The sequence below is a fragment of the Micromonospora sp. NPDC126480 genome (assembly GCF_040302465.1).
GTDB lineage: Bacteria > Actinomycetota > Actinomycetes > Mycobacteriales > Micromonosporaceae > Micromonospora.
Genome location: NZ_JBEORU010000006.1, coordinates 67,467 through 83,203, shown reverse-complemented (window position 1 = coordinate 83,203; position 15,737 = coordinate 67,467). Strand labels below are relative to the sequence as shown.

The 15,737-nt window shown below is 73.6% G+C and carries 17 protein-coding genes; 10 read left to right on the top strand and 7 right to left on the bottom strand.

Annotated elements, in window-relative coordinates; translation table 11 throughout:
- The first annotated feature begins 176 nt into the window (after positions 1-176).
- Positions 177-410, top strand: coding sequence for a DUF7455 domain-containing protein (locus ABTW87_RS07835; RefSeq protein WP_073835435.1), 234 nt, complete (start codon positions 177-179; stop codon positions 408-410).
- Between the two features lie 226 nt (positions 411-636).
- On the opposite strand, the gene ABTW87_RS07830 is transcribed toward ABTW87_RS07835, so the two are convergent.
- The 3 genes from ABTW87_RS07830 to ABTW87_RS07820 form a co-directional block, all read right to left on the bottom strand.
- Positions 637-2,370, bottom strand: a complete 1,734-nt coding sequence (locus ABTW87_RS07830; RefSeq protein ID WP_350649599.1) for a DEAD/DEAH box helicase — start codon at positions 2,368-2,370, stop codon at positions 637-639.
- A gap of 177 nt (positions 2,371-2,547) precedes the next feature.
- Positions 2,548-3,180 (bottom strand): trimeric intracellular cation channel family protein, encoded by a 633-nt coding sequence (locus tag ABTW87_RS07825; RefSeq protein ID WP_350649597.1) that lies wholly within the window; start codon positions 3,178-3,180, stop codon positions 2,548-2,550.
- 40 nt (positions 3,181-3,220) lie between these two features.
- On the bottom strand, positions 3,221-3,439 hold the full coding sequence (locus ABTW87_RS07820) for a DUF3039 domain-containing protein (protein WP_350649595.1): 219 nt from the start codon (positions 3,437-3,439) through the stop codon (positions 3,221-3,223).
- An 88-nt stretch (positions 3,440-3,527) separates the two neighbouring features.
- On the opposite strand from ABTW87_RS07820, the gene ABTW87_RS07815 reads away from it, so the two are divergent.
- Together ABTW87_RS07815 and ABTW87_RS07810 are read left to right on the top strand one after the other, a co-directional pair.
- Complete coding sequence (locus tag ABTW87_RS07815; RefSeq protein WP_350649593.1) at positions 3,528-4,451, top strand: pseudouridine-5'-phosphate glycosidase; 924 nt, start codon at positions 3,528-3,530, stop codon at positions 4,449-4,451.
- Complete coding sequence (locus ABTW87_RS07810; RefSeq protein WP_350649591.1) at positions 4,448-5,344, top strand: carbohydrate kinase family protein; 897 nt, start codon at positions 4,448-4,450, stop codon at positions 5,342-5,344. The genes ABTW87_RS07815 and ABTW87_RS07810 overlap by 4 nt, the downstream gene beginning before the upstream one ends.
- Before the next feature lie 41 nt (positions 5,345-5,385).
- Here the strand turns inward: ABTW87_RS07810 and ABTW87_RS07805 are convergent, their stop codons facing one another.
- On the bottom strand, positions 5,386-5,742 hold the full coding sequence (locus ABTW87_RS07805) for a DUF3099 domain-containing protein (RefSeq protein ID WP_350649864.1): 357 nt from the start codon (positions 5,740-5,742) through the stop codon (positions 5,386-5,388).
- 105 nt (positions 5,743-5,847) lie between these two features.
- Between ABTW87_RS07805 and ABTW87_RS07800 the strand changes: the two genes are divergently transcribed.
- Both ABTW87_RS07800 and ABTW87_RS07795 read left to right on the top strand, forming a co-directional pair.
- On the top strand, positions 5,848-6,135 hold the full coding sequence (locus ABTW87_RS07800; RefSeq protein WP_350649589.1) for a hypothetical protein: 288 nt from the start codon (positions 5,848-5,850) through the stop codon (positions 6,133-6,135).
- Positions 6,136-6,148: 13 nt separating this feature from the next.
- Positions 6,149-6,457 (top strand): YlcI/YnfO family protein, encoded by a 309-nt coding sequence (locus ABTW87_RS07795; protein WP_350649587.1) that lies wholly within the window; start codon positions 6,149-6,151, stop codon positions 6,455-6,457.
- 32 nt (positions 6,458-6,489) lie between these two features.
- Here the strand turns inward: ABTW87_RS07795 and ABTW87_RS07790 are convergent, their stop codons facing one another.
- Positions 6,490-7,722 (bottom strand): low temperature requirement protein A, encoded by a 1,233-nt coding sequence (locus tag ABTW87_RS07790; protein ID WP_350649585.1) that lies wholly within the window; start codon positions 7,720-7,722, stop codon positions 6,490-6,492.
- Positions 7,723-7,767: 45 nt separating this feature from the next.
- Positions 7,768-8,358, bottom strand: a complete 591-nt coding sequence (locus ABTW87_RS07785; protein ID WP_350649584.1) for an HhH-GPD-type base excision DNA repair protein — start codon at positions 8,356-8,358, stop codon at positions 7,768-7,770.
- Between the two features lie 143 nt (positions 8,359-8,501).
- Between ABTW87_RS07785 and ABTW87_RS07780 the strand changes: the two genes are divergently transcribed.
- From ABTW87_RS07780 to ABTW87_RS07770, 3 genes are all read left to right on the top strand, one after another.
- Positions 8,502-9,560, top strand: coding sequence for an iron ABC transporter substrate-binding protein (locus ABTW87_RS07780; RefSeq protein ID WP_350649582.1), 1,059 nt, complete (start codon positions 8,502-8,504; stop codon positions 9,558-9,560).
- 74 nt (positions 9,561-9,634) lie between these two features.
- Positions 9,635-11,161, top strand: a complete 1,527-nt coding sequence (locus ABTW87_RS07775) for an ABC transporter permease (protein WP_350649862.1) — start codon at positions 9,635-9,637, stop codon at positions 11,159-11,161.
- Positions 11,162-11,228: 67 nt separating this feature from the next.
- Positions 11,229-12,302, top strand: coding sequence for an ABC transporter ATP-binding protein (locus ABTW87_RS07770; protein WP_350649580.1), 1,074 nt, complete (start codon positions 11,229-11,231; stop codon positions 12,300-12,302).
- Positions 12,303-12,374: 72 nt separating this feature from the next.
- On the opposite strand, the gene ABTW87_RS07765 is transcribed toward ABTW87_RS07770, so the two are convergent.
- Positions 12,375-13,595, bottom strand: a complete 1,221-nt coding sequence (locus ABTW87_RS07765; protein ID WP_350649578.1) for a S8 family peptidase — start codon at positions 13,593-13,595, stop codon at positions 12,375-12,377.
- Between the two features lie 176 nt (positions 13,596-13,771).
- On the opposite strand from ABTW87_RS07765, the gene ABTW87_RS07760 reads away from it, so the two are divergent.
- Together ABTW87_RS07760 and dtd are read left to right on the top strand one after the other, a co-directional pair.
- Positions 13,772-15,256: a DUF7782 domain-containing protein gene (locus tag ABTW87_RS07760; protein WP_350649576.1), complete on the top strand. Its 1,485-nt coding sequence runs from the start codon at positions 13,772-13,774 to the stop codon at positions 15,254-15,256.
- Entirely contained in the window at positions 15,256-15,678 is a 423-nt protein-coding gene (gene dtd / locus ABTW87_RS07755; RefSeq protein WP_350649574.1) for a D-aminoacyl-tRNA deacylase, read from the top strand. Before ABTW87_RS07760 ends, dtd begins: the two co-directional genes overlap by 1 nt.
- Positions 15,679-15,737: the final 59 nt, after the last annotated feature.

The following is a 15,737-nucleotide window of genomic DNA, read 5'->3' as shown; positions in this document are numbered from 1 at the left end:
TGCGGGAATGTGATCGTTGACGTGGCACCCTTGGTGCATGGCACGCTGTCGGAGCCATGTGTGACCTCGGTCCCCCGCGGGCACACAGGGAAGGCGAGGCCCGACAAGGGTGTTGCAGGATAGGTGAGCAACGACCGAAGAGTGTGTTCATCGGTGACGACCAGAGGAGGAAGGCGATGACCCCGACCCTCACGCCGCCGCCCGAGACGGTGAGCCCCCCGGCCGCCGATGAACGGTGCGACCGCTGCAATGCTGCCGGCAAGCTGCGGATCACCCTCGCGGGTGGGAGTGAGCTGGTGTTCTGTGGGCACCACGCGAACAAGTACGCGGAGGATCTGGTGAAGATCACCGTGCGGTACGCGACGGACCCGGAGTTCAGCTGGCGTGGCGCCGATCTGATGGCGAACTGAGTACGCAATCCGACATAAGCCGGCCGGGGCCCGAAAGGGCCCCGGCCGGCTTCGTCATACCCGCGCCACGCGCCGCTCGCCGCGCGCCAAGATCGTGCTCGACCGCACAAGTAGTGCCCTCCACCGCGCACCGAGGCCACTACTTCGCACAACCAGCACGATCTTGACGGGCACGAGAGAGATCCGGACGAGCCGGCCGGCCCGGGACGGGCGCCCCCACAACGCCTCAGAGGGTCTGTACGGTGGCGATCCGTTCCTCGAGCTGCTCGATCGTCGCCTGGGCGCTGGGCGGCCCGCCGCAGAGGCGGCGCAACTCGGCGTGGATCTTGCCGTGGGGTTGGCCGGTGCGGTGGTGCCGGGCGGCCACCAGAGCGTTCAGCTGGCGCCGTAGCGCCACGCGGCGTTGCGCCGCACTCATCGGTGCCGGCGGGGCGGCGGGGCCCGCAGCGGCCGTCTCAGCGGGCCGCTCGGTGCTCCTACGCCGCTGCGCGGCGAGCTGTTCGGCCTGCCGCTTGGACAGGAGCATGGCCACCTGGTCGGCGGTGAGCAGGCCGGGCAGTCCGAGGTACTCCTCCTCCTCGGGGGTGCCGGCCTGGGCGGCGGTGCCGAAGGAGGCGCCGTCGAAGATCACCTGGTCCAGCTCGGCGGTCGCGGAGAGCGCGGCGAAGCTCTTTTCCAGCTCGCCGCTGGCCTGGTCGTCGCGCTGGGCGCGTTCCAGCAGGTCGTCGTCGAAGCCCTCGCGGTCCTTGGGCTTGCCCAGCACGTGGTCCCGCTCGGCCTCCATCTCGCTCGCCAGCCCGAGCAGGTGCGGCACGCTGGGCAGGAAGACCGACGCGGTCTCCCCCGGCCGGCGCGCCCGGACGAACCGGCCGATGGCCTGCGCGAAGTACAGCGGGGTGCTGGCGCTCGTCGCGTACACGCCGACGGCCAGGCGGGGAATGTCGACGCCCTCGGAGACCATCCGGACCGCCACCAGCCAGCGCTGGTCGGACGCCGCGAACGTCGCGATCCGGGTCGAGGCGCCCACGTCGTCGGAGAGCACCACGGCGGCCTTCTCCCCGGTCACCTGCTCGAGGAGCTTCGCGTACGAGCGGGCGGTCTGCTGGTCGCTGGCGATGACGAGGCCGCCGGCGTCCGGCATCCCGGCGTTGCGCAGCACGCTCAGCCGGGCGTCCGCGGCCCGCAGCACCTGCGGCATCCAGTCACCGGCCGGGTCGAGCGCGGTCCGCCAGGCCTGCGCGATCAGGTCCTGGGTCATCGGCTCGCCGAGCCGGGCCGCCAACTCCTCGCCGGCGTTCGTCCGCCACCGGGTCTCCCCGGAGTACGCGAGGAACAGCACCGGCCGCACGACACCGTCGCGCAGCGCGTCGGCGTAGCCGTACACCGAGTCCGCGCGGGAGCGCAGGAGGCCGTCGCCACCCCGCTCGTAGGTGACGAAGGGGATGGGGTTGTCGTCGGAGCGGAACGGCGTGCCGGTGAGCATGAGGCGGCGCTCGGCACCCTCGAAGGCCGCCTTCACCCCGTCGCCCCACGTGCGGGAGTCACCGGCGTGGTGGATCTCGTCGAGGACGACCAGGGTGCGCCGGGTCAGCGTGCGTCGCCGGTGCACCTGTGGGGCCATGCCGACCTGGGCGTACGTGACGACGGCGCCGTGGAAGTCGGCCGACGAGTGCAGGTCGGCGTTGCGGAAGGCGGCGTCGAGCTGGATGCCCACCCGGGCGGCGGCCTGCGCCCACTGGGTCTTGAGGTGCTCGGTCGGTGCGACCACGGTGACCGCCTCGACGGTGCCGTCGGCGAGCAGCTCGGCGGCGATCCGGAGGGCGAACGTGGTCTTGCCGGCGCCCGGGGTGGCGACCGCGGTGAAGTCCGGGTCGCGGCGGCGCAGGTACTCCACGAGGGCCTTGCGCTGCCATGCGCGCAGTGCCGGGAACGTCTCGAGCGCCGGCGTCCGGGGTGCCACGCGAAGCTCCTCTCCACCGCCTGAGGTACCGACCCCGGGCCGCGGGCCACGGGTGCCACCGCCCATGAAAACGCCTCCGCGCAGAGGTGCCGCGAAGGCCGACTCAGCATAACCAGCGGTCACCCCGCGCCCCACCCGACGCCACGCGAGTCACACCTGTCCCATGGAACCCGCGGGTCAGGTGGGGCGGGGTGGGCGGAAGGTGGGCAGCGGGGCGGACCAGCGGCGGCGCAGGGAGACCAGGCGGATCAGGAAGACCAGGACCGCCGCCGCCGTCAGCCAGAGCGCGTTCGCGTGGCCGAGCGCCTCCAGCAGCACGACGAGGACGGCGCCGATGAGCGCGGCGACCGCGTAGATCTCGCGCCGGAGCACCACCGGGATCTCGGCGGTGAGCAGGTCCCGACCCAGGCCGCCGCCGATCGCGGTGAGCATCCCGACGACGCACGCGCCGACCGCCGGCACGCCGGCGCCGAGCGCCTTCACGGTGCCGGTGACGGTGAACAACGCCAGGCCGGCGGCGTCCAGCACCAGGACGGTGGTACGCAGCCGGGCGAACTGGGGGTGCAGCCGGAAGACGGCGACGGCGGTGACCGCGGCGGTGACGGCGTACCGCCAGTCCGCGAAGGCCAACGGCGGGGCCTCGTCGATGACGAGGTCCCGGAAGATCCCACCGCCGAGCGCGGCCACGAACCCGACGAAGACGACGCCGAAGAGGTCCAGCCGCTTGGCCACGGCCGCCGAGGCACCGGAGGCGGCGAAGACCGCGACCCCGGTGAGATCGGCGAGCAGGAGGGCGGTGGAGGTGGTCACCGCCGCAGGTTACGCGGGCGGCTCCGCCGCCCGCCCCGGTTCACTTGGCGAACGAGTCGTAGATCTCCTTGCACTTCGGGCACACCGGCGAGCCGGGCTTGGCCGCCTTGGTGACCGGGAACGTCTCGCCGCAGAGCGCCACGACGAAGGTGCCCATCACGGCACTCTCGGCGATCTTCTCCTTGCGCACGTAGTGGAACATCTCCGGACCGGTGTCCGCGTCCTTCACCTCGGGACGCTCGAGGACCTGTGTGCTCACGTACTCACCTCCGGCCGACAAGTCTGGCAGGTCACCCGTTGCCCGGTCCACTGCAGGTCCGGCCGGCCGGGGTCGTACCGTGGCCGTCGTGACCGACTTTCACCTTCGATTCGGTGCCGAGGTCGGCGACGCCCTGCGCGCCGGCCGTCCCGTGGTGGCCCTGGAGAGCACCATCGTCTCGCACGGCCTCCCCCGGCCCGACAACCTCCGGGTGGCCCGCGAGATCGAGCAGGCGGTCCGGGACGCCGAGGCGGTGCCGGCCACCATCGGCATGGTCGCCGGGCAGCTCGTGGTCGGCCTCGACGACGCCGAGCTGACCCGGCTGGCGACCGTCGACCCGGTGGCGAAGCTCTCCGTACGCGATCTCGCGGTGGCCGCCGCGACCGGCGCGGACGGCGCCACCACCGTCGCCGCCACCAGCGCGGTGGCCGCCGCGGCGGGCATCGGCGTGTTCGCCACCGGCGGCCTCGGTGGCGTGCACCGGGAGGCCGCCGAGAGCTTCGACGAGTCCGCCGACCTGGTGACCCTGGCCCGCACGCCGATCGCGGTGGTCTGCGCCGGGGTGAAGTCGATCCTCGACGTGGGTGCCACGCGGGAGCGCCTGGAGACCCTCGGGGTGGGCGTGGTCGGCTACCGCACCCGCCGCTTCCCCGGCTTCTACCTGACCGACGGCGGGTTCGATCTGGACTGGTCGGTGGACTCACCGGAGCAGGTGGCCGAGGTGCTCGCCGCCCGGGACCAGCACGGCCTGCACACCGGCGGGCTGGTCGTGGCCAATCCCCTGCCCGCCGGCGAGCAGCTCGACCCGGCGCTGCACGACCGCACCCTCACCGAAGGGCTGGCGCTGCTGGAGCGCGAGGGGATCACGGGCAAGGCGGTGACGCCGTTCCTGCTGGCCCACTTCCACTCCGCCACCGAGGGCGCCAGTCTCGCGGTGAACGTCCGGATCATCCTGCGCAACGCCGATCTCGCCGCCCGGATCGCGGTGGCGGCGGCCGCCCGGCCGGCATGAAGCCACCCCGCGTCCTCGTCGTGGGTGACCTGATCACCGACGTGGTGGCCGTGCTGGGCGGGCCGCCGGTGACCGGGTCGGACACGCCGGCTGAGATCCAGTTCACCGGGGGCGGCCAGGCGGCGAACACGGCGGCCTGGCTGGGTGCGCTCGGCGTACCCGTGACGCTTGTCGGCGCGGTCGGCGACGACGGACCGGGCCGGGACCGGGTCGCCGAGCTGACGGGCGGCGGCGTCGACTGCGCGGTCACCCGGGTGCCCGACGCGCCGACCGGGACCGTCATCGTGCTGGCCACGCCGGCCGAGCGGACGATGGTCACCGAGCGGGGGGCGAACCTGCGGCTGGCCCCCGAGGCGGTCGACGCGGCCCTGGCGGCCGCGCCGGACGCCGGCCACCTGCACCTGTCCGGGTACACCCTGCTGGATTCCGGGTCCCGACCGGCGGGGCTGCGCGCGCTGGCCGCGGCCCGCGAGCGGGGCCTCACGGTAAGTGTGGACGCGGCCTCCGCGGCGCCCCTGCGGCGCGTCGGCGCGGCGGCCTTCCTGACCTGGGTACGCGGCGTCGACCTGCTCCTGGTCAACGCGGAGGAGGCCACGGTGCTGGCCGGTGGGCTCGACCCGGCCGCACAGGGGCGGGTGCTGTCGGCCTCGGCGCGGCGGGTGGTGGTCAAGCGCGGCGCGGCCGGTGCGGTCTGGGTCGACCGGGACGCCACGATCGCGGTGGCGCCGACGCGGCGGATGAGCGTGGTCGATCCCACCGGGGCCGGCGACGCGTTCGCCGCCGGGCTGCTGACCGCCTGGCTGACCGGGGCGTCGCCGGAGGCCGCACTGCGCCGGGCCGGCGACCTGGGCGCCTCGGCGGTGGGTCAGGTCGGGGCACGACCGCCACGCTGACGGGGGGGGCTCCGGCCCGGCCGTGGCCGGGCCGGGGGCGGTCAGGGCTCGGCGTCGATGACCTTGTGCGGCCGCTCCTCGGCGGTGAGGCTCATCGGCGGCGTGTCGTCCCGCCGCCGGGGCTGGAACCGGCGGGCGAGCCGGTGCTGTTCCTTCGGCGGCCGGTCGTTCGCGAGCAGAACGGCCAGCCACGGAATGAGGATCATGCCCAGGCCCACCAGGGGCAGCCAGAGCCAGAGCATGGGAGCCTGCGCGCCGACCAGGACCGCGCCGACGATCACGCACACGACCCGGATGCCCATCATCAGCACGTACCGCTTCTGCCGGCTGGTGAGCTGGTCGTCCTGGCTGCGCGAGGCGTCGGTGATCAGGATCGGCTGGTACGCCTGACGCTTCACCACGGACCTCCTCGAGGGGATTACGCCCCATCCTGTCACCTCGGCCGCGTGATCAGCGAAAATCGGTTCATCTCGGCCGTGTTACATCCGTGGTACGCTCGCGGCGTGGGCAGCAGGTTCAGCTTCACCGACGAGGCGCTGGCCAACCTGAGGGTCTACGACGTCACGCCGGGGGAGGTCTGGGAGGCGCTGCACAGCAGCGGGCGGGTCATCCGCCACCTGGGTGACGACGTGATGGTCGTCTACGCCTCCGCCCGCCGGGGACGCCGGCTGGCCGTGCTGCTCGCCGAGGCCGACGGCACCGACAACGACTGGGACATCCTCTCCGCCCGCGAGCTGACCGACGCGGAGGCCAAGCGCTACGACGAGGCCGTGCGGAGAGAACGCCGATGAGGAGGCGGTCAGCATGCACCGTGACGACGCCATCAAGCGGTTCCACGGCGACGACGCGCTCGCCGACCTGATCGACGAGAGCCAGCCGGCGGAGCTGCCCGTTCCGGACACCGAGGGCCCCATGGTGAGCCGGTCGGTGCGGCTGCCCCTGGAGACGTACGAGCGGGTGCGCGCCGCCGCCGACGCCCGGGGCATCGGGGTGACCACGCTGATGCGGCAGTGGATCGAGGCCGGCCTGGCCGACCTGGACGACTCGGCGACCGTCTCGCTCGCCGACGTCCGCCGCGCGCTGGCCGCGCTCTCCCGCCCGACCGCCGCCTGACCCGCCGGTCCGCCACCTGTCGGTCCCGGCCGTCAGGGCGAGAAGTTGCCGCCGCCGGAGGTCCGGTGCCCCAGCGGGGAGGCCGTCATCTCCATCGGTTGGCCCCGGCTGCGCAGCCAGTCCGCGCTCGCCACGCCGGCGAGCACCGCGACGACGGCGGCCTGTGCCACCATGGACATCGCCTGTGTCAGCGGCACGGCGACAAGCACCAGCACCACCACCGCCACCACCCGGGGAACGGAGACCCGGCCGAAGACCTCGTACTCGAAGCGGGACCTGGCGAGCAGGAAGACCACCGGCCCGCCGATGACGAAGAACAGCCATTCCGAGTCGAGCAGGTCGAACGGGTGCATGATCACCAGCTCGTAGCCGACACCCGCCATCAGCACCCCGCCGATGATGAACAGGTGGGTGAAGCTGGCGGAGGTGCCGAGCCGGCCGGGCTCGCGCGCCACCCGCAGGGCCTCGGCGAGCAGGTGGCCCGCCCGGTGGAAGTAGATGCGCCAGAACAGCGCGGTGGTGACGAAGGCGAGCACGAAGGCGGCGGCCGGCTCCGCGGCGAACGTCTGTCCGCTGTACGCGATGCCGATCACCAGGATCGACTCGCCGAGCGCGATGAGGAACATCTGCTGGTAGCGCTCCGCGAGGTGCTCGCCCTCGATGCGCCACCCGGACGGCCGGGCCGGGCCCAGCCGGGGCACCGGCCAACCCAGCGTCAGGCCCAGATAGTCGATCGCCAGGGCGAGCGCCCACAACGCCATGCGCAGCTCGTCCGGGCCGAGCGCGCCGGCGACCCAGGGCACCCCGCCCACCGCCGCCCAGGCCGCGAGCCGCAGCGGCACCTGCCGGCGTCGGTGCCCGCGCAGCGCTGCCGCGATGACCAGCGGCCGGCCGATCATCACGACCAGGTACGCGAGGACGAACGGCAGCGCCCGCTCCTCGAAAGCGCGGGGCACCGTCACGGCCATCATCAGGCTGCCGAACATGGTGCCGACCACGACCGCCTGGATGATGCCCCGCTCCGGTTCGTACCGGCTGGTGACCCAGGTGGTGATGGTCCAGACCAGCCACAGCGCCAGGAAGAGCATCAGGGTCTCGACGACGCCGACGAGCATCCGGCCGCCCTCCACCTCCTGGATGAGCCGCACGGACAACCGGGTGAGCGCGAAGACGAAGACCAGGTCGAAGAAGAGCTCCAGGAAGGTGGCGCGGGGCGAGCTGACGCTGGGACGGAGCAACGCCGCGCCGTCACCATCCGCCCCCATGCCCGCCATCATGACTTCAGCGGGCCGGGCCGGGCCGGCTTTTCGTCAGGCGCCTGCCGTTTTCGCCTTGGCCGCCGCCTTCATCTGCTGCTTGTACTCGCGCACCCGGCGCAGCGACCCGGCGTCCGTGACGTCGGCGACCGACCGGTACGCGTCCGCGTCGCCGTAACCGCCGGCGGCCTCCCGCCAGCCCTCGGGCGTGACTCCGAAGCGCTTGCCGAGCAGGGCGACGAAGATCTGCGCCTTCTGCCGGCCGAACCCGGGCAGGTCGGCGACGCGGCGCAGCAGCTCGCGGCCGTCGGTCACCTCGGCCCAGAGGCCCCCAGCGTCGCCGTCGTACCGGTCGACGAGGACCCGGCACACCTCCTGCACCCGGGCGGCCATGGCCTTGGGGAAACGGTGCAGGGCCGGCGGGGTCGCGAAGAGGGCGACCAGGGCGTCCGGGTCGTACCCGGCCAGCTCGGCGGCGTCCGGCTCGTGCCCGAGCCGCTCGGCCAGGACGTACGGCGACGAGAACGCCTTCTCCATCGGGACCTGCTGGTCGAGGACCATCCCGACGAGCAGCGCCAGCGGGCTGCGCCGCAGCAGCGCGTTGGCCTCCGGGTCGATGGGCAGCTCGAGCGTCATGCGCTCCATCCTGCCCGCCGGGCACCCGCCCCCGCACCCCGACCCACCCGCCGGTACGAGACACGTGATCCGACCCGCACTCCGATTCACCGTGAGGTTAGCCTGTGCTAACTTCGTCGGCGTCCGCCGATCCGTCGCGAAGGGTTGCCGTCGTGTCCGTACTGCTCCGCCGGTCCACGGCGACGCTCGTCGCCGCCGGGCTGCTCGCCACCGGCCTGATCGCCTGCGGGTCGGGCGACGACGACGCCGCCGACCCCGGCAAGCCGAACGACAGGACGATCACGGTCTACAGCGGCCGCAACGAACAGCTCGTGAAGCCGTTGCTCGAGAAGTTCACCCAGCAGACCGGCATCCAGGTGAAGCCGCGGTACGCGAGCACCGCCCAGCTCGCCGCGCAGCTGGTCGAGGAGGGCGACAGGTCGCCGGCCGACGTCTTCTTCGCCCAGGACGCCGGCGCCCTCGGCACCGTCGCCAAGAAGGGCATGTTCGCCACCCTCCCGGAGGCCGCCACCGGTGCGGTCCCCGAGACGTACCGGGCCCGCAACGGCCAGTGGGTCGGCGTCAGCGCCCGCGCCCGGGTGCTGGTCTACAACGCCGACCAGGTCACCGCCGACCAGCTGCCGGCGTCCGTCTTCGAGCTGACCGACCCGAAGTGGAAGGGCAAGGTCGCGCTCGCCCCGACCAACGCCTCGTTCCAGGCGTTCGTCACCGCGATCCGGGTCCAGCACGGCGACCAGAAGGCGAAGGACTTCCTGGCCGGGCTCAAGGCGAACGAGCCGCAGATCCGGGACAACAACATCAAGATCGTCGAGGACGTCAACAACGGCGGGGTTCCCGTCGGCCTGGTCAACCACTACTACCTCGGTGAAATCGCCAAGGAGCAGGGCACCACGCCGGACGCGATGAAGGCCAAGCTGCACTTCTTCCCGGGCGGCGACACCGGTGCGCTGGTCAACGTGGCCGGCGTCGGCGTGCTCACCCGCGCCGCCGAGGACGCCGACGCCAAGGCGTTCGTCGACTACCTGCTCGGCCCGGAGGCGCAGAAGTACTTCGCCGAGGAGACCTTCGAGTACCCGGTGGTCACCGGCGTGGTCGGTCCGGCGTACGTGCCGCCGCTGGCCGAGCTGAAGGTCCCGAACATCGACCTGAACGACCTCGACACCCTCGAGACCACCGTTGCCATGATCACCGAGTCGGGGTTGGTGCCCTGAGCACTCCGACGACGGCGGCGGGGCCGGCCCTCCACAGGCCGGCCCGCTTCGGCGTACGCGGGCGGGCGCGACGACTGGCCCCCCGCCCGGCGCTGCTCGCGGCCTCGACCGCGGCGGTGGCCGTGGCCCTGCTCCCCCTGGTCTACCTGGCGGTACGCACCGCCGAGGCCGGGTGGGAGCGGGTCGTCGAGGAGCTGTGGACCGAGCGGGTCGCGCTGCTCGCCCTGCGCAGTCTCGCCCTGGCGGCGGTGGTCACCGCCGGGTGTGTGCTGCTCGGCGTCGGCGCCGCCGTCCTCGTCACCCGCACCGACCTGCCCGGCCGGCGACTCTTCGCGGTGCTGGCCGCCCTGCCCCTGGCCGTCCCCACCTACATCGCGGCGTTCGCCTGGGTATCGGAACTGCGCGGGCTGGAAGGCTTCTGGCCGGCGGCGCTGGTGCTGACGCTCTGCTCGTACCCGTACGTCTTCCTGCCGGTCGCCGCCGCGCTGCGCGGCGCGGACCCGGCGCAGGAGGAGGTGTCCCGCTCGCTGGGACGTAGCGGCTGGCAGACCTTCACCGCGGTGACCCTGCGCCAGGTCCGCCCGGCCACCGCGGCCGGCGCCCTGCTGGTCGCCCTCTACGTGCTCTCCGACTTCGGAGCCGTCTCGATCCTGCGCGCCGACACCTTCACCCGGGCCATCTTCGTCGCCTTCGACCTGGGCTTCGACCGCACCGGCGCGCTGGTGCTCTCCAGCGTGCTCGTGGTGCTGACCGTGCTGCTGCTCACCGCCGAGACCGCCACCCGGCGGCGCGGCGCCCGGTACGCCCGGCTCGGCGGCGCCCGCCGTCCGCCGGTCCGGCTGCGGCTCGGCGCGACCCGCTGGCCGGCGCTCGCGGCGCTGCTCGGCATCGCGGCGCTCGCCCTCGGTGTGCCCGCGCTGAGCCTGGCCCGGCGGCTCGCCGGTGGGGTGTCCCGTCCCGGCGCCCTGCCGGAGGTGGCGGTCGCCGCCGGCAACTCGCTGACCGTCTCGCTGGCCGGTGCGGCGCTGACGATGCTGCTGGCGCTGCCGCTGGGGCTGCTCGTCGCCCGCGCGCCGGGCGGGCTGACCACGGTGCTCGACCGGCTGGCGTACCTCGCCCACGCCCTGCCCGGCGTCGTGATCGGGCTGTCGCTGATCTTCTTCGGGATCACCGTGGCGTACCCGCTCTACCAGACCCGCTGGCTGCTGGCCCTGGCGTACGCGACGCTCTTCCTGCCGCTCGCGGTGGGCGCGGTGGCCGGCGCCGCCGCGCAGTCGCCTCCCGGGCTGGAGGAGGTGGCCCGCTCGCTCGGCCGCACTCCGCTGACCGTGCTGCGCACGGTGACCCTGCCGCTGACCCTGCCCGGCATCGGGGCCGGCGCGGCCCTGGTCTTCCTGACCTGCATGAAGGAACTGCCCGCCACCCTGCTGCTGCGTCCGACCGGGACGGACACGCTCGCCACCGAGCTGTGGACCGCCACCTCCGTCGGGGCGTACGCCGCCGCGGCCCCGTACGCCGCACTGCTGGTGGCGATCGCGGCGCTGCCCACCTGGCTGCTGGTCGCCCGCAGCGGCCTGCTCGACAAGGAGAACCGGGAATGAGCGAGCGAAGCGTCAGGCTCAGCGCCAGGGTGCCTCAGGACGGCACGGAGCGAAGCGGAGTGCCGGCATGAGCGAGGTAGTGCTGACGGGTGTGGTCAAGCGGTACGGCGCGGTCACCGCACTGGCCGGGGCCGATCTCACGGTCCCGTCCGGGCTGCTCACCGCCGTGCTTGGGCCGTCCGGGTGCGGCAAGACGACGCTGCTGCGCTGCCTCGCCGGTTTCGAACGCATCGACGGGGGCGAGATCCACGTCGGCGGCGTCGCGGTCGCCGGCAACGGTCGGCACGTTCCCGCCCACCGACGCCGCATCGCCGTGGTGCCGCAGGAGGGGGCGCTCTTCCCGCACCTCACCGTCGCCGACAACGTGGCGTACGGCCTGGACCGCGCGGCCCGCCGGGGCGACCGGGTCGAGGAGGTGCTGACCCTGGTGGGTCTCGCCGGGTACGGCGACCGGATGCCGCACCAGCTCTCGGGCGGCCAGCAGCAGCGGGTCGCGGTGGCCCGGGCGCTCGCGCCCCGCCCGTCGGTGGTCCTGCTCGACGAGCCGTTCAGCGCTCTGGACGCCGGGCTGCGGGCCGGGCTCCGCCACGACGTGCGGGAGGCGCTGCGCGCCGACGGCGCAACCGGTGTGCTGGTCACCCACGACCAGGGCGAGGCGCTCTCGGTCGCCGACCGGGTGGCGGTGCTGCGGGCGGGCCGGGTGGTGCAGGCCGGGACGCCGACCGCCGTCTACCGCGAGCCGGCCGACGAGTGGGTGGCCGGTTTCGTCGGCGACGCGGTGCTGCTGCCGGCGATGGTCGAGGACGGCGCCGCGCGTACCGCGCTGGGCACCGTGCCGGTGGCCGGCGCCGCACCGGCCGGCCCGGTGACGGTCCTGGTCCGGCCGGAGCAGGTCCGCCTCACCCCGGGTCCCGGTGCGGTCACCGCCACCGTGCTGCGGCACGACTTCCACGGGCATGACGCGCTGGTCGGCCTCCGGCTCGCCGACGGCACCCGGGTGACCGCCCGGATCCTCGACAGCGCCCCCACGGCCCCGATCGGCGCCGAGGTCGGCGTCAGCGTCGAAGGCACCGCCCGCGCCTTCCCGGTGAAGGAAGGGCCCCTTCTTAACGCCTCGGGTAGGGAAAGGGTCCCTTCTTAACGGGCCGCCGTCACGAGGGCGGCCCGACGGACCGGGAGCGGTCCGCCGGGCCGCGGCGGGGCGGGGCGCGGTTCAGTTGACGACGAAGAGCAGGCGGTTCGGCGAGCCGGAGCCGGGGCTGGTCACCACACCGGTGGTGGCGTTGCCGGTCAGGTAGCTGCTGACCTGTGACGGGCTCCACGACGGGTTGGCCGACAGGACGAGGGCGGCGGCGCCGGCCACGTGCGGCGCGGCCATCGAGGTGCCGCTGATCGTGTTGGTCGCCGTGTCGCTGGTGTGCCAGGCCGACGCGATGCTCGATCCGGGGGCGAACACGTCCACGCAGGAGCCGTAGTTGGAGAAGGAGGACCGCGCGTCGCTGCTGGTCGTCGAGCCGACGGTCAGCGCGGTCGACGTACGGGCCGGCGAGTAGTTGCAGGCGTTGGCGTTGGAATTGCCCGCCGCCACGGCGTACGTGACGCCGGAGCGGATCGAGTTGGCCACGGCGTTGTCGATGGAGGTGCTGGCCCCGCCGCCGAGGCTCATGTTCGCCACCGCGGGCTTGACCGCGTTCGCGGTCACCCAGTTGACGCCGTTGACCACGCTTGTGGTGCTGCCGCTGCCGGAGCAGTTGAGCACCTTGACGGCCACCAGGCGCACCGACTTGGCCACCCCGTAGGTGGAGGCGCCGACGGTGCCGGCGACGTGGGTGCCGTGGCCGTTGCAGTCGGTGTTGGAACCACCGACCGTGTTGGTGCCCCAGGTGGCCCGGCCGCCGAACTGGCTGTGGCTGGTCCGGATGCCGGTGTCGATGATGTACGCCCGCACGTTGGAGGCGGTGTTCGGGTAGGTGAACGTGCCGCTGAGTGGCCGGTTGCGCTGGTCGATGCGGTCCAAGCCCCACGGCGGGTTGGTCTGGGTCGCCTGGACGGTGATCACCTGGTCCTGCTCGACGTAGGCGACGGCGGGGTCGGCGGCGAGCCGGCGGGCCTGGGTCTCGGTCATCTTGGCGGCGAAGCCGGTGAGCGCGGCACTGTAGACGTCGGCGACGCTACCGCCGTACCGCTTGGCGAGCGCGCCGGCCCGGGTCGGCACCGAGGAGCGGGCGGCGAAGGTGCCGGCCGCGCCCACCGCATCGGCCTTGAGCACGACGAGGTAGCTGCCGCTGATCGCGTTCGGCGCGCCGGCGCCCCGGATCTCGCCGGTGGGCGCGGCGAACGCCGGAGTGGTGCTGGCCGCGGAGATGGCCGCCGCGGTGGCGACGACGGCGAACGCCCGGACGAGGCGCCGTCGTGCGGTGGACCCTGCTGGCATCTTCTGCCTCCCTTGCCGGGCGGCCGGCCGGCTTCTGACCGGGCGGTCCGCACCATCGATGAAACCCGATGCGATGCTAGCGTTTCATCGATAGTTATGACAGGGATGTAAGTCGATGAATCTCGGATGTCACGGGTGCCCGGGTCCCGGCCGGTGCCAGGAGGCAGGATGGCGAGGTGGACGAACACGACATGCTGCTCTCCCCAGCCGGGGTGTCGGCCCTGCGGACCGCGCTCACCAGGGCGAACTTCACGTCGAACGGCATCGCCGTGCGGCTGGGCGCGCAGGCCACCGGCGGCGTGGCCCGCAACGACTTCCGCGCCGCGCTGCGAGCCACCGAGGACCGGGATCCCCTCGCGACGCTGATCCGGGTCTTCATCTGCGAGCAGACCGAGCCGGAGGCCGCGGTCGCCGCCGCGCTGGCTCCCCTGTCGATCGAGGAGGCGCTCGCCGGCGGTCTGGTCGAGCGACACGGTGACGGGCTGCGGATGGGCCTGGACCTGGAGCCGTACGGGGACGACTGGTGGGTGCTCGCCGACGTGCCCGCCAGCGCCCGCCCCGGCCGGCCGCTGCACGCCGAGCACGTTCTCGGCATCGGCGGTGCGACCCAGACGCTCATCGGCGCGACCGTCCGCCGGCCGGTGGCGACCGCACTGGACCTGGGCACCGGCTCCGGTGTCCAGGCGCTGCACCTGTCCACCCACGCGCGGCGGGTCACCGCCACCGACGTCTCCGAGCGGGCGCTGCGCTTCGCCGCCACCACCGCCGCGCTCAACGGCCAGGACTGGGAGCTGCTGCGCGGCGACATGGTCGCGCCGGTCGACGGCCGCCGCTTCGACCTGGTGGTCAGCAACCCGCCGTTCGTGGTGGGGCCGGGCACCACCACGCACGTCTACCGCGACTCCGGCCGGGTCGGCGACGCGATCGGCGCGGAACTGGCCGCGGCCGCGCCCCGGCTGCTCACCGACGGCGGCACCATGCAGTACCTCGCGAACTGGGTGCACGTCGCCGGCGAGGACTGGGCGGAACGGGTCACCGGGTGGTTCGCCGGCAGCGGGCTGGACGCCTGGGTGATCCAGCGGGAGGTCGCCGACCCCATGGCGTACGTGAACCTGTGGCTCACCGACGTCGGCGAGTCGGCCGACCCCCGGCGGATGGCCGAGTGGCTGGACTGGTTCGACGCGCACAAGGTCGAGGCGATCGGCTTCGGCATCGTCTCGCTGCGCCGCGGCGGCCACGACGACCCGATCCTCCGAGTGGAGGACCTGCGCCAGCGGGTCGCGGCGCCGCTCGGCGACCGCGTCGCCGACTGGTTCGACCGCCAGGACTGGCTCCGGGTACGCGGCGCCGACGGGCTGCTCGCGGCGCGCTACCGGGCCGCCGACGGCCTCCAGCTGCGGCAGGAGGCCACCATGGGCGACGAGGGCTGGGCGGTCGACCGGCAGGTGCTGGCCATGCCGCACGGCCTGCGCTGGGCCGAGGAGATCGACCCGCTGGTGCTGGCTCTGGTGGGCGGGGCGGACGGGCGGCTGCCGCTGCGCGACCAGCTCGCCCTGCTCGCCGCCGCGCACGACGTGACACCGGACGAGCTGGCGGAGGCGGCCGTCCCGATCGTGACGCACCTGGTCGAGCGCGGCTTCGTCGAGCCGGTGGCGGACTGATGCGGGCGGTGGTGCAGACGGTCGGCCGGGCCAGCGTGACAGTCGACGGCGAGGTGGTCGGCGCGATCGAGGACGGCCTGCTGGTGCTGCTGGGCGTGACCCACACCGACACCGGCGAGACCGCCCGGACGGTGGCGCGCAAGGTGCACGAGCTGCGGATCCTCGACGACGAGCGGTCGGCCGCCGACACGGGCGCGCCGATCCTGGTGGTCAGCCAGTTCACCCTCTACGGTGACGCCCGCAAGGGCCGCCGTCCCACCTGGACGGCGGCGGCCCCCGCCGCCGTGGCGGAGCCACTGGTGACGGCGGTGGTCGAGGAGCTGCGGGCTCGCGGCGCCAAGGTCGAGACCGGCCGGTTCCGGGCGCACATGCTGGTGGAGAGCGTCAACGTCGGCCCCCGGACCATCCTGCTCGACCTCTGAGGTCCCGCTGATCATGAGGCTGACGGCGATCCGGATCTCCACCGGCGCCGCCAACCCCA

Excerpts from the sequence above, each read along its gene's own strand:
- ABTW87_RS07770 (WP_350649580.1), top strand. The coding sequence starts at position 11,229 with ATGAGCGAGGTAGTGCTGACGGGTGTGGTCAAGCGGTACGGCGCGGTC.
- ABTW87_RS07835 (WP_073835435.1), top strand. The coding sequence starts at position 177 with ATGACCCCGACCCTCACGCCGCCGCCCGAGACGGTGAGCCCCCCGGCC.
- ABTW87_RS07810 (WP_350649591.1), top strand. The coding sequence starts at position 4,448 with ATGAAGCCACCCCGCGTCCTCGTCGTGGGTGACCTGATCACCGACGTG.
- ABTW87_RS07795 (WP_350649587.1), top strand. The coding sequence starts at position 6,149 with ATGCACCGTGACGACGCCATCAAGCGGTTCCACGGCGACGACGCGCTC.
- dtd (WP_350649574.1), top strand. The coding sequence starts at position 15,256 with ATGCGGGCGGTGGTGCAGACGGTCGGCCGGGCCAGCGTGACAGTCGAC.
- ABTW87_RS07785 (WP_350649584.1), bottom strand. The coding sequence starts at position 8,358 with ATGGAGCGCATGACGCTCGAGCTGCCCATCGACCCGGAGGCCAACGCG.
- ABTW87_RS07790 (WP_350649585.1), bottom strand. The coding sequence starts at position 7,722 with ATGGGGGCGGATGGTGACGGCGCGGCGTTGCTCCGTCCCAGCGTCAGC.
- ABTW87_RS07765 (WP_350649578.1), bottom strand. The coding sequence starts at position 13,595 with ATGCCAGCAGGGTCCACCGCACGACGGCGCCTCGTCCGGGCGTTCGCC.